Source organism: Cellulosimicrobium sp. SJTW-1, from assembly GCF_047716875.1.
Taxonomy (GTDB): domain Bacteria; phylum Actinomycetota; class Actinomycetes; order Actinomycetales; family Cellulomonadaceae; genus Cellulosimicrobium; species Cellulosimicrobium funkei.
In genome coordinates this window covers 2962511-2974989 of the sequence record NZ_CP136680.1, presented here as the reverse complement: position 1 = coordinate 2974989, position 12479 = coordinate 2962511, and the positions used below count along the sequence as shown (strand labels likewise).

At 73.2% G+C, this 12479-nt stretch carries 10 protein-coding genes; all 10 read left to right on the top strand.

The genetic code is table 11. The features are described 5' to 3' along the window. Nucleotides 1–173: 173 nt before the first annotated feature. Complete coding sequence (locus RSE42_RS13445) at nucleotides 174–863, top strand: TetR family transcriptional regulator (protein WP_415296601.1); 690 nt, start codon at nucleotides 174–176, stop codon at nucleotides 861–863. After that, on the top strand, nucleotides 860–1846 hold the full coding sequence (locus tag RSE42_RS13440) for a YndJ family transporter (RefSeq protein ID WP_415296599.1): 987 nt from the start codon (nucleotides 860–862) through the stop codon (nucleotides 1844–1846). Before RSE42_RS13445 ends, RSE42_RS13440 begins: the two co-directional genes overlap by 4 nt. Continuing rightward, nucleotides 1843–2364, top strand: a complete 522-nt coding sequence (locus RSE42_RS13435; RefSeq protein ID WP_171468190.1) for a DUF1990 family protein — start codon at nucleotides 1843–1845, stop codon at nucleotides 2362–2364. The genes RSE42_RS13440 and RSE42_RS13435 overlap by 4 nt, the downstream gene beginning before the upstream one ends. A gap of 48 nt (nucleotides 2365–2412) precedes the next feature. After that, nucleotides 2413–3693, top strand: coding sequence for an N-acetylglucosamine-6-phosphate deacetylase (locus RSE42_RS13430; protein ID WP_043653189.1), 1281 nt, complete (start codon nucleotides 2413–2415; stop codon nucleotides 3691–3693). Between the two features lie 246 nt (nucleotides 3694–3939). Then, entirely contained in the window at nucleotides 3940–4992 is a 1053-nt protein-coding gene (locus tag RSE42_RS13425; RefSeq protein ID WP_051027855.1) for a LacI family DNA-binding transcriptional regulator, read from the top strand. Nucleotides 4993–5063: 71 nt separating this feature from the next. After that, complete coding sequence (locus RSE42_RS13420) at nucleotides 5064–6365, top strand: ABC transporter substrate-binding protein (RefSeq protein WP_076406003.1); 1302 nt, start codon at nucleotides 5064–5066, stop codon at nucleotides 6363–6365. 101 nt (nucleotides 6366–6466) lie between these two features. Beyond that, nucleotides 6467–7456, top strand: a complete 990-nt coding sequence (locus RSE42_RS13415) for a carbohydrate ABC transporter permease (protein ID WP_081599874.1) — start codon at nucleotides 6467–6469, stop codon at nucleotides 7454–7456. Then, complete coding sequence (locus RSE42_RS13410) at nucleotides 7456–8379, top strand: carbohydrate ABC transporter permease (RefSeq protein WP_083711944.1); 924 nt, start codon at nucleotides 7456–7458, stop codon at nucleotides 8377–8379. The genes RSE42_RS13415 and RSE42_RS13410 overlap by 1 nt, the downstream gene beginning before the upstream one ends. A 57-nt stretch (nucleotides 8380–8436) precedes the next feature. Then, nucleotides 8437–10734 (top strand): alpha-xylosidase, encoded by a 2298-nt coding sequence (gene yicI, locus RSE42_RS13405; protein WP_396052365.1) that lies wholly within the window; start codon nucleotides 8437–8439, stop codon nucleotides 10732–10734. A 129-nt stretch (nucleotides 10735–10863) separates the two neighbouring features. Continuing rightward, nucleotides 10864–12354 carry a GH1 family beta-glucosidase gene (locus tag RSE42_RS13400; protein WP_415296594.1) on the top strand — a complete coding sequence of 497 codons (1491 nt, stop codon included), beginning with the start codon at nucleotides 10864–10866 and terminating at the stop codon, nucleotides 12352–12354. Nucleotides 12355–12479: the final 125 nt, after the last annotated feature.

Sequence of the window (12479 nt, the reverse complement as noted above, 5' to 3'; positions counted from 1 at the left end):
GGACGAGCCACCACCGCCTGCTCGTCCGGCCGGGACCGCCTGCTCGGCGGCTGACAGCAGCAGCTGGCCTCTCAGCGCGCGCCGTCATCGCACCGCGCCCCCGATCACCGCACCGCACGAGACGGGTTCGTGCCGTGGTAGTTTTTGAACATGTTCAAAAAAGGCCCTGACGCATGAGCGCGACGCCGAAGTCCGAGCGGACCCGCGCGCACCTGCGCGACGTCGCGATCCGGATGCTGCGCGACGTCGGCTACGAGCGCACGACGATGCGCGCCGTCGCGGCGGAGGCGGGCGTGAGCACGGGGAACGCGTACTACCACTTCCCGTCCAAGGACGCGCTCGTCCAGGAGCTCTACCTCGACGTGCAGCGCGAGCACGCCGCGCTCGCCGCCCCGGTCCTCGCGGTGGGCGGGTCGCTCGCCGACCGGCTGCGCGGCGTGTGGGGCGCGGCGATCGACGCGTTCGCCCCCTTCCACGCGTTCGGCGCGGAGTTCGTCTCGGTCGCGATCCGTCCGGGTTCCGACGCGAGCCCGTTCTCGGCCGCGTCGACCGACGCGCGCGACCTCTCGCGGAGCCTCTTCGAGGAGGTCGTGGCGGGGACGTCGTCGCGCGTCCCGGCGCACCTCCGGGCGCGCCTGCCGGAGCTGCTCTGGCTGGCGCAGCTCGGCATCACGCTCTTCTGGGTCTACGACTCCTCGCCGGGGTTCGCGCGCACGCGCCGCCTCGTCGACGGCGGCGCGACGCTCGTCGGCAACCTCGTCCGGCTGGCACGCCTCCCGGTCGCCCGCGGCGTGGTCGACGACGCCCTGCGCCTCGTCCAGGACGTCTCGGCGCCGGCCCCGACCCGCGAGGTGTCGTCGTGAGCCCGGCGGGGGAGGCGGTCGTCGGGCTGCTCGTGGCGCTCGGCGCGGTGGTCGTGCTCCCGCTCGGCCTCCGGCTCCTCGGGCGGCAGGTCGTCCCTGCGCCGCGCAGCGCCGCGTGGCCGCTCGCCGGCGCCGCCGCCGTCGTGAGCCTCCTGCTGCCGCACAGCAGGCTGGCCGTCGTGCTAACGCTGCCCTTCGTGCTTGCGTCCGCCGTGCTGCTCGGGGCGGGCATCCGCCTCGCCGTGGGCACGCTGCGCGACGTGGCGCCTCCCGCCCGCCCGGGGCGCGCGCACGCCGTCGTGCCCTGTGCCGGCCTGGGCGACGTGCCGCCGCGCGTCGACCTCGCGAGCCGGGCCGCGACCGTGACCGCGCTCGTGCTGCCCGCGGTCGGGGCGAGCGCGCTCGTCGCCGAGCGCGCGGAGTGGGGCCTGCTCGGGTTCTCGGGCACGTACCTCGCCCTCACGGTGCCGCACATGCTCTACGCAGGCTTCGGGGCGGCGCTCGTCGCCGGCGCGGTCGCGCGGCTCGCCCCCGGCGACCGGCTCGCGACCGCGGGCGCCTGGGGCGTCCCGGCCGGGACGGCGCTCGTCCTCGTCGGGTACTTCGTGGGCGACGTCGCCGAGCTCGTCGGGGCGCTCGTCCTCACGCTCGCGCTGTGGGCGACGGCGGCCGCCGTCGTGCGGTCGCTCGCGCGCCCCGGCGGACGGCCGGCCGCGGCCCGGGCGCTGCTCGGCACGGCGGCCGTCGTCGTGAGCGCGTCGATGGTGCTCGCGCTGTGGTGGGCGGGGGGCGAGGCCCTCGGGTTCGCGCACCCGAGCCTCGACGTCATGGCCGCGACGCACGGGGTCGGGAACGCGCTCGGCTTCGTGCTGTGCGCGCTGCTCGGCGTCCGGCTGCTCGCCCGCGACGGCACGACCCCGTCCCCGGCAGGGGACCCGGACCCGACGAGCCCCCGCCCGGGGGCCGAGAGGAGCACGGCATGACGTTCACCTACCCCGAGGTCGGGGCGACGCGCACGGACCGCTGGCCCGCGGGGTACCGGCACCTGCACGTGCGGCGCCGCCTCACCGACCGCGCCCGCCCGCCCGAGGACCTCGCCCGGCTGGGCGAGCAGCTCCTCACGTGGCAGGTGCACGCCGCGGCACGCGTGCGGCTCGAGACGGACGCCGCGGAGGCAGCCCCGGGGGTGCGGGTCACGACCTTGCTCGGTGTCGGGCGCCTGCGGCTGTACGAGCCGTGCGAGGTCGTGTGGGTCGAGCGCACCGAGCGACGCGTGGGTTTCGCCTACGGGACGCTCCCGGGCCACGCGTTCGTCGGGGAGGAGCGGTTCGCCGTCGAGCGCGACGATGCCGGCGACCTGTGGTGGCGCATCGACGTCTTCAGCCGCCCCGTGCTGTGGTGGGTGCGGCCGTTCTCGTTCGCCGTGCCGACGTTCCAGCGGCTGTTCGCCCTGCACCTCGGGCGGGGCGCGCGACGGCTCCTCGAGGCGTCGGACGGCTGACCCGAGAGGTTTGCACGCCGGGTGTACGAAGTGCGCCAGAATGGCCCCATGACCGACGCCGTCCGCAGCCCTCGTCCCGACCAGCAGCCCGGCACCGCGCGCGTCCTCGCGGGTCGCGTCGTCACCCCGGACGGGGTGCTCGACGACGGCGTCGTGGCCGTCCGCGACGGGCGGGTCGCGTGGGTCGGCCCGCGCGCGGAGGCGGCGGCCGCCGGGTTCCCCGACGTGCCCGCCGGGGACGGGGCGACCCTGCTCCCGGGCCTCGTGGACGTGCACGACCACGGCGGCGGCGGGTCGAGCTTCCCCGACGCGACGAGCGCGGCCGAGGCGCTCGGCGGGGCGCGCGAGCACCTGCGGCACGGCACCACGAGCCTCGTCGCGTCGCTCGTGACCGCGCCGCGCGACGTCCTGCTCGCCCGCGCGGCGACGCTCGCCGACCTCGCGGAGGCGGGCGAGATCGTCGGCATCCACCTCGAGGGCCCGTTCCTCTCGGAGGTGCGGTGCGGCGCGCAGAACCCGCACGACATGCTCGACGGCGACCCGGAGCTCGTCCGGGCGATCGCCGCCGCGGCACGCGGGCACCTGCGCACCATGACGGTCGCGCCCGAGGTGCCGGGCGTCGTCGGGCCCGGGGGAGTGATCGAGACGCTCGTCGAGGTCGGCGCCGTGCCCTCGATCGGGCACACGGACGCGACGACCGAGCAGACCGAGGCGGCGATCGCCGCGGGCGTCGCGGCCTTCGCCGCGGCGGGCCGGCCGGGCGCGCGGCTGACCGCGACGCACCTGTTCAACGGGATGCGCCCGCTGCACCACCGCGAGCCGGGGCCCGTGGCCGCGTGCCTCGCGGCGGCCGCGCGCGGCGAGATGGTCGTCGAGCTCGTCGCCGACGGCACCCACCTCGCGCACGGCACGATCCGGAGCGTCGTCGAGCTCGTCGGCCCGCACGTGGGGGCGGACGGCGCGGTGGCCGGGCCGGACGCCGTCGCGCTCGTCACGGACGCGATGGCCGCGGCGGGCATGGCGGACGGCGCGTACGAGCTCGGCCCGATGCGCGTCACGGTCGCGCACGGCGTCGCGCGCCTCACCGACGGCGGGGCCATCGCCGGCGGCACGTACCACCTGCTCGACGTCGTGCGCGAGACGGTCGAGGCGGGGGTGCCGCTCGTCGACGCGGTCCGCGCGGCGTCGTGGACCCCGGCCGGCGTGCTCGGCCTCGACGACCGCGGCGGGCTGGTCGCGGGGCTGCGTGCCGACGTCGTCGTGACGGACGGCGACCTGCGCGTGCGCGAGGTGCTGCGCGGCGGGGAGGGCGTCGACCTCTCCGCCTGACCCCGGGCCCGCCGGGGACCGATCGAGCCGCCGGGCGGTCCTGCCGCCCGGCGGCTCGTGCGCGTCCGGACGTCGTCGCAGGTCGGGGCGCGCAGCAAGAACGAGAGAGCGTGCTCTTGCCCGACGGACTTGACGCCAGCCATTTGTTCAACCAATACTCGTAACATCGAAGCGCTTCGACGATGCGTTTCGACGAAGCGCTTCGACGGCCGAGGCGCGGGACCGGACCACAGGGGAGTGGTGAGGATGGCGACGATGCAGGACGTGGCGCGACGCGCGCAGGTCTCGCTGAGCACGGTCTCGTACGCGCTGTCCGGCACGCGTCCGGTCTCCGACGCCACGCGTCGGCGCATCGAGGACGCCATGGCCGAGCTCGGCTACCAGCCCAACGCGATGGCCCGCGGCCTCGCGTCCCGCCGCAGCCACGTGCTCGCCCTCATCTACCCCGCGATGGAGAAGGGCCTCGGCGGCACGGTCGCGGAGTTCGTCTCGTCGGCGGCGGAGACCGCGCGCGAGAACGGCTACCACCTGGTCCTGTGGCCCTTCCGCACGACCCAGGCGCCGGAGGTCCGCGACCTCGTGCGCCAGGGGATGGCGGACGGCGTCCTGCTCATGGAGGTCGCGCTCGACGACGCGCGGGTCGACGTGCTGCACGAGGCCGGCGTCCCGTACACGATGATCGGCCGGACGCGGGACGTCTCCGACCGGCCGTCGGTCGACATCGACTTCGAGCGCACGACGGACGACGCGGTCCAGCACCTCGTCGACCTGGGGCATCGGCACGTGGCGCTCGTCAACCACTCGCAGGCGACGGCGGACGACGGCTACGCGCCGACGTTCCGTGCCGAGGAGGGCTTCGAGGCGGCGATGCGCCGTCGCGGGCTCGAGCCGGTCGCGCTGCGCGTCGACGAGTCGCCGAGCGCCGGCCGCGACGCCGTCGCGACGCTGCTCGCGCGCGAGCCCCGCCTCACGGCGTTCGTGACCATGAACGAGATCGCGACGTTCGGCGTCGTGGCCGAGCTCCAGCAGCGCGGCGTCGCGATCCCCGGCGACATGTCGATCCTGTCGATCGTCACGTCGCCCGGCGTCGGGGAGATGAGCAACCCGCCGCTCACCACCATGCACGCCCCCGGGGCCGAGCTCGGCCGCCTGGGCGTGCAGAAGCTGCTGTCCCTCGTGGACGGCTCCCGTCCGAGCACACCGAACGTGCTCATCCCGTGCGTCCTCGAGCCCGGCAGCAGCGTCGCCCCCGCGGCCGGCCGGGCACCGGACGACGACCCCGAGCCCGCGGCTCGCTGAAACACCGACCGGCCGGGCGACGCCCGGCCGCCCTCCGGCCCTCGCCGGAACTCGATGAGGAGGACACGCACATGCTGCGATCCCGGAAGATCTCGCTCGTCGCTGCCGTGGCAGCGCTCCCACTCGCCCTCGGGGCGTGCGGGAGCTCCGGCGGCAGCGGCGGGTCCGACGACCAGACCCTGACGATCTGGCACTACGAGAACGAGGACTCGGCCATGGGCCAGGCCTGGGCCAAGGCGATCGAGATCTTCGAGGAGGAGAACCCGGACGTCGACGTCGTCGTCGAGAAGCAGACGTTCGAGCAGATCCAGAAGAACGCCAAGATCGTCCTCACCGGCGACGACGTGCCGGACGTCATGGAGTACAACAAGGGCAACGCGACCGCCGGCCAGCTCGCCGCGCAGGGTCTGCTGACCCCGCTCACCGACGCGGCGACCGAGCGCGGCTGGGACGAGAAGCTCAGCGGCTCGCTCCAGACGACCGCGACCTACGACGACCAGGGCCTCATGGGCTCGGGCGAGTGGTACGGCGTCCCGAACTACGGCGAGTTCGTGCAGGTCTACTACAACAAGGACATGTTCGCCCAGTACGGGCTCGAGGTGCCGACGACGCTCGAGGAGCTCGAGACCGTCATGCAGGCGTTCAAGGCCCAGGGCGTCACGCCGCTCGCCGAGGCCGGCGCCGAGTACCCGATGGGCCAGCTCTGGTACGAGCTCGTGCTCGCGAACTCCGATCGCGACTTCATCGACCAGTACCAGCTCTTCGACGGCGACCCCGACTTCCACGGTCCCGAGATGACGCAGGCGACCGAGAAGCTCGACTCCTGGATCAAGGACGGCTACGTCGCGTCCGACTCCGCGGCGCTCACCGCCGAGGACATGGGCGTCTCGTTCATCAACGGCACCTACCCGATGATGGTCTCCGGCTCGTGGTGGTTCGGCCGCATCGTCGAGGAGATGGACGCCGACTGGGGCCAGTTCAACTTCCCCGGCAACACGCTCCAGGTCGGCTCGTCCGGCAACCTGTGGGTCGTCCCCGCGAACGCGGACTCGCCCGACCTCGCCGAGGAGTTCATCGACGTCACGCTGCGCCCCGAGGTGCAGGACATCCTCGCGGAGAAGGGCGGCCTGCCCGTCGCCGGTGACGCGTCCGTCATCACGGACGAGCGCACGCAGCAGCTCACCGAGAACTTCCAGGCGATCCTCGACGACGACGGCCTCGCGTTCTACCCCGACTGGCCCGTGCCCGGCTACTACGACGTGATCGTCAGCGAGCTCCAGTCCCTCATCAACCAGTCGAAGTCGCCGACCGAGGTGCTCGACGGCCTCGAGTCCGCCTACGTGGACGGCAAGGCGGACCTGCTCGACAGCTGAGCGGAACCGCCCGTCCCGGGCGGCCGGCCGGCACCTGCGTCGGCCGGCCGCCCGGGCACCACCCGAGCACCGCCCGAGGACCTCCCGCGAAAGAGACCGTCATGACCACCCGCACCGACACCGTGCCCGAGGCCGGGCCCGGACCCGCGCGCGAGGCGTCGCGCGCGACCGCGGCACGCCGCCGCCGTCGCCGGCCCGCCTGGCTCCCGTACCTGCCCTACCTCCTGCCCGGCGCGGTGGCGTTCGTCGTCGTGATCGGCTACCCGTTCGCGATGAACGTCTACTACAGCCTGTTCAAGTGGCGCGGCGGCATGGCGCCGATGCGCTGGTACGGGCTGGGGAACTACGCCGACCTGATGCACGACTCGGCGTTCTGGACCTCGTTCCAGAACTCCATCGCGATGATCCTCGCGATGGTCGTCGTGCCGACCCTCGTCGGACTCGTGCTCGCCGCCGTGCTGTTCGACTACCTCGGCCGCCGGTTCGGGCCTCGCGTCGCGGCGTTCCTGCGCGCGACGTACTACCTGCCGCAGATCCTCCCCGTCGCCGTGGCCGGCGTGCTGTGGAACTGGATCCTCAACGCCCAGACCGGCGCGCTCAACGTCATGCTGCGCGGGATCGGGGTCGAGAACCCGCCGAACTGGCTGGGCGACACCTCGACCGCGCTGCCGAGCGTCATGCTCGTGCTCATCTGGGTGCAGATCGGCTACCCCGTGGTCATCTTCATGTCCGCGCTCCAGCGCGTGGACCCCGAGCTCTACGAGGCCGCCGAGCTCGACGGCGCCGGCTGGTGGCGGCGCTTCGGGGCCATCACGATCCCGCAGATCCGTCCCGAGACGTTCGTCGTCACGCTCACCTGCACCGTCGCGGCGCTCAAGGTCTTCGGGCCCATCTACGTGCTCACGCGCGGCGGTCCCGAGAGCTCCACGCTCGTCCCGAGCTACTACTCGTACCTGAACTTCTTCGACAAGTCGAAGGTCGGCTACGGCGCCGCGGTGGCGACCGTGCTCACCCTCGTCATCATCGTCGTCGCCGTCGTGATCCTCGCGCTGCAGAGCCGCGCCGAGCGTCGTGAGCAGGAGGGCCGCTGATGTCCACCGTCACCACCACCCCCGCGGACGCCGTGGCGCCGGGCGCCGGCGCGTCCCGCCCCCGCCGCGCCCTGCGCGCCACGCGGCAGGACGAGCGCTACCGCCGCGGGATCGGCCGCTGGTTCGTGCTCGCCGCGGCGGTGCTCGTCGCGCTCCTCATGCTGTCGCCGTTCGTCATCATGGTGCTCAACGCGTTCAAGTCCCCGGCCGAGTACTCCCAGGACGGGCCGCTGAGCCTCCCGAGCGAGCTCTACCTCGACGGCGTGCAGAACTTCTGGACGCGCACGAACTTCCCGCAGAAGCTCTGGAACTCCGTCTTCATCTCGGCGCTCGTCGCCGTGTTCGGCACGCTCCTGTCGCTCCTCAGCGCGTACGCGATCGGCGTCGGCCGCATCAAGGGCCGGCTGTGGATCGTCACGCTGTTCCTCGTGGCGAACATGCTGCCGCAGGAGGCGCTCATCTACCCGCTGTTCGACATGGCGCAGAAGGTCGGCCTGTCGAACTCGCAGTGGTCGATCATCATCATCTTCACGGTCATCCAGGCGGCGTTCGGCACCTACCTGCTCTCGTCCGTGCTCGGGACGTTCCCGCCCGCGCTCCTCGAGGCGGCGCAGCTCGACGGCGCCGGCCGCTGGCGCATCCTGTGGCAGGTCGTGTACCCGATCGTCCGGCCGACGCTCGGCGTCCTCATGATCTTCTTCTTCATCTGGACGTGGAACGAGTTCTTCATCCCGCTGGTCATGCTGACGACCAACGACACCCAGACGATCCCCATCGCGCTCGCGTCGCTCCAGGGCGACCGGATGATGGACGCCCCGACGACCAACGCGGGCGCGCTCGTCTCGCTGATCCCCGCGCTGATCTTCTTCCTCATCTTCCAGCGCACCCTCACCCGCGGCGTGACGGCCGGCGCCGTCAAGTGAGGCCTCCGGCCTGACGCCCCGAGACACCGATACGCACCGACGAAGGAAGCACCACCCATGAAGTTCACCGACGGGTACTGGCAGGTCCGACCGGGCATGCACCCGCTCTACGCGGTCGAGGTCGACGACGTCCGCGCGGACGAGGCGGCCGGCACGCTCACCGTGTACGCGCCGACGGCGAAGATCCGCGGCCGGGGCGACACGCTCAACCGCCCGATGCTCACGACGACGTACTCCTCGCCCGCACCCGGCGTGATCCGCGTGCGCGTCGAGCACCACCAGGGCGCGGTGCGCCGGGGCCCGGCGTTCCAGGTGACCGGCGAGCCGGGGTTCCGGCCCGAGGTCGAGGTGCACGACGACGTCGCCGTCCTGCGGTCGAAGGACCTCGCCGTGCGCGTGCACCGGGGCGACCGCTGGCGCGTGGACTTCGAGGCGGACGGCGAGGTGCTGACCTCCTCGCTGCCGAAGTCGGTCGGGCACGTCACGTCGGACGACGGCGGCGCGTGGACGCACGAGCAGCTCGCGCTCGAGCCGGGCGAGCTCGTGTACGGCCTGGGGGAGCGGTTCGGCCCGTTCGTCAAGAACGGCCAGGTCGTGGACATCTGGAACGAGGACGGCGGGACGTCGAGCGAGCAGGCGTACAAGTCCGTGCCGCTCTACCTCACGACCAAGGGCTACGGGGTGTTCGTCGAGCACCCGGAGAAGGTCTCGTTCGAGGTCGCCTCCGAGGTGAACACGCGCGTCCAGTTCTCCGTCGAGGGGCAGGCGCTCGAGTACCTGGTCATCCAGGGCCCGACGCCCAAGGACGTGCTGCGCCGGTACACGGCGCTGACGGGCCGCCCCGCGCGCGTGCCGGCGTGGTCGTTCGGCCTGTGGCTCACGACGTCGTTCACGACGAGCTACGACGAGCAGACCGTGAACGGCTTCATCGACGGCATGGCCGAGCGCGACCTGCCGCTGTCGGTGTTCCACTTCGACTGCTTCTGGATGCGCGAGTACCAGTGGGTCGACTTCGAGTGGGACCCGCGCACGTTCCCCGACCCCGAGGGCATGCTCCGGCGTCTGCACGACCGCGGGCTCAAGGTGTGCGTGTGGATCAACCCGTACGTCGCGCAGCGCTCGCCCCTCTTCGCGGAGGCCGCGGAGCAGGGCTTCCTCGTGCAGCGCGAGGACGGGTCCGTGTGGCAGTGGGACCTGTGGCAGGCGGGCATGGGGCTGGTGGACTTCACCAACCCCGACGCGACCGCGTGGTACGTGGGCAAGCTCGAGGGCCTGCTCGACCAGGGCGTCGACTGCTTCAAGACCGACTTCGGCGAGCGGATCCCCGTCGACGGCATCGCGTGGCACGACGGCTCCGACCCGCGCAAGATGCACAACTACTACGCCCAGCTCTACAACGAGGCGGTATTCCGGCTGCTCGAGCGCAAGCGCGGCGAGGGCGAGGCGGTCCTGTTCGCGCGGTCCGCGACCGCGGGCGGCCAGCAGTTCCCCGTGCACTGGGGCGGCGACTGCGACTCGACGTACGCGTCGATGGCCGAGTCGCTGCGCGGCGGCCTGTCGATGTCGATGTCGGGCTTCGGCTACTGGAGCCACGACATGGGCGGCTTCGAGGGCACGCCGGACCCGGGCGTGTTCAAGCGCTGGACGGCGTTCGGGCTGCTGTCGTCGCACTCGCGCCTGCACGGATCGGGCTCGGTCCGGGTCCCGTGGGCGTTCGACGACGAGGCCGTCGACGTGACGCGCAAGTTCACGCACCTCAAGCTCTCGCTCATGCCGTACCTGGGGCGGGTGGCCGAGGAGGCGCACACCGACGGCGTGCCGATGATGCGGCCGCTCGTGCTCGAGCTCCCGCACGACCGCGCCGGGTACACCGCGGACACGCAGTACCTGCTGGGCGACGCGCTCCTCGTCGCGCCGGTGTTCCGCGCGGACGGCCGCGTGGAGTACTACGTGCCGGAGGGCACGTGGACGCGTCTCGTCCAGCCCGACGACGGCCCCGCCCTGAGCGAGACCGTGACCGGCCCGCGCTGGGTCACCGAGACGCACGGGTTCGACTCGCTCCCGGTGCTCGTGCGCCCGGGCACCGTCCTGCCGGTGGGCGCCCGCACCGACCGGCCGGACTACGCCTGGGCCGACGGCGTCACGCTGCACGCGTTCGAGCTGCCCGACGGGTACGACGAGCTCGTGGTCGTCCCGCCGTCGGACGGCGCGGCCGGGGCCACGTTCCGCGTGCGCCGGTCGGGCGCGACCCTCACCGTCTCGTCCGACGACGCCCCCGCGGCCTGGTCCGTGCGGGCCGGTGCGGCGACGGCCGAGGCGCACGGCGCGACGAGCGTGACTCTCGACCTCGGCTGAGGACGTATCCTGAGCGGACGCACCATGGAAGCGCTCCCATGGCGCGTCCGCCCGGCGTCGTCGCGCCGGCCACCGACCCGACCACCGTCGCGGACCACGTCGTCCGACGACCGACCAGCGAGGACCCTCGTGACCACCGACACCACCGCCCCCGTCGCCGTCGACGCGCAGGCCGCGCCCGCGTCGTCGGGCCGCCGCACCTTCCCGACCGACTTCCTCTGGGGCTCCGCGACCGCCGCCTACCAGATCGAGGGCGCCGCCGCCGAGGGCGGCCGCACGCCGTCCATCTGGGACACGTACTCCCACACCCCGGGCCGCACGCTCAACGGCGACACGGGCGACGTCGCGGACGACCACTACCACCGGTGGCAGGAGGACGTGCAGCACATCGCCGACCTCGGCCTCGGCGCCTACCGGTTCTCCATCTCGTGGTCGCGCGTGCAGCCGGGCGGCACCGGGCCGCTCAACCCCGAGGGCGTCGCGTTCTACTCGCGCCTCGTCGACGCGCTGCTCGAGAAGGGCGTCAAGCCCGTCGTCACGCTCTACCACTGGGACCTCCCGCAGGAGCTCGAGGACGCCGGGGGCTGGGCGAACCGCGACACCGCGTACGCGTTCGCCGAGTACGCCCGTCACATGGCGCGCGAGCTCGGCGACCGGGTCGACACCTGGACGACGCTCAACGAGCCGTGGTGCTCCGCCTACCTCGGCTACGGCTCCGGCGCGCACGCGCCCGGCCGCACCGAGCCCGCCGCGGCGCTCGCGGCCGTGCACCACCTCAACCTCGCGCACGGCCTCGCCGTCCAGGCGATCCGCGACGAGCTCGGCGAGGACGCGAAGACGTCCGTCACGCTCAACCTGCACGTCATCCGGCCCGACGACCCGTCGTCGGCCGCGGACCTCGACGCGGTGCGGAAGATCGACGCGCTGGCCAACCGCGCGTTCCTCGCACCCATGCTCGACGGCGAGTACCCCGCCGACCTGCTCGCCGACACCGCGCACGTGAGCGACTGGTCGTTCGTGCAGGAGGGCGACCTCGAGACGGTGCGCCAGCCGCTGTCGATCCTCGGCGTCAACTACTACTCGACCGTGCGCGTGCGCCACTTCTCCGGCGAGGGCGAGCGGTCCGAGAACGACGGCCACGGCGCGTCGAGCCACAGCCCGTGGATCGGCGTCGACGACGTGGAGTTCGTCCAGCAGCCCGGCCCGTACACCGCGATGGGCTGGAACATCGAGCCCGCCGGCATGACCGAGCTGCTCGTGTCCGTGGCGACGACGTACCCGCACCAGCCGATGATGGTCACCGAGAACGGCGCCGCGTTCGCCGACGAAGTCACGGTCGACGCCGACGGCACCCCCCGCGTGCACGACGACCGCCGCGTCGCCTACCTGCACGACCACGTCGACGCCGTGGGCGCCGCGATCGACGCGGGCGCCGACGTGCGCGGGTACTTCGCGTGGTCCCTGCTCGACAACTTCGAGTGGGGCTACGGGTACGAGCGCCGCTTCGGGATCATCCGCGTCGACTACGACACGCTCCAGCGCACGTGGAAGGACTCCGCGCACTGGTACCGCCGGCTCGCGACGTCGAACGAGCTCCCCACGGTCGACGAGACCGCCTGACGCACCGCTCCACCCGCGAGGGCCCGTCCGGTCGCACCGGGCGGGCCCTCGCCACGCGCGGGTCGGCGGTCGCGCCGCGCCTCGCCCGGACGGGGTGAGGCGCACCCCGGCGGCCTTGCCTAGCG

Coding starts and splice junctions, on each gene's coding strand:
- RSE42_RS13445 (WP_415296601.1), top strand. CDS start 174: ATGAGCGCGACGCCGAAGTCCGAGCGGACCCGCGCGCACCTGCGCGAC.
- RSE42_RS13435 (WP_171468190.1), top strand. CDS start 1,843: ATGACGTTCACCTACCCCGAGGTCGGGGCGACGCGCACGGACCGCTGG.
- RSE42_RS13430 (WP_043653189.1), top strand. CDS start 2,413: ATGACCGACGCCGTCCGCAGCCCTCGTCCCGACCAGCAGCCCGGCACC.
- RSE42_RS13425 (WP_051027855.1), top strand. CDS start 3,940: ATGGCGACGATGCAGGACGTGGCGCGACGCGCGCAGGTCTCGCTGAGC.
- RSE42_RS13420 (WP_076406003.1), top strand. CDS start 5,064: ATGCTGCGATCCCGGAAGATCTCGCTCGTCGCTGCCGTGGCAGCGCTC.
- RSE42_RS13415 (WP_081599874.1), top strand. CDS start 6,467: ATGACCACCCGCACCGACACCGTGCCCGAGGCCGGGCCCGGACCCGCG.
- RSE42_RS13410 (WP_083711944.1), top strand. CDS start 7,456: ATGTCCACCGTCACCACCACCCCCGCGGACGCCGTGGCGCCGGGCGCC.
- yicI (WP_396052365.1), top strand. CDS start 8,437: ATGAAGTTCACCGACGGGTACTGGCAGGTCCGACCGGGCATGCACCCG.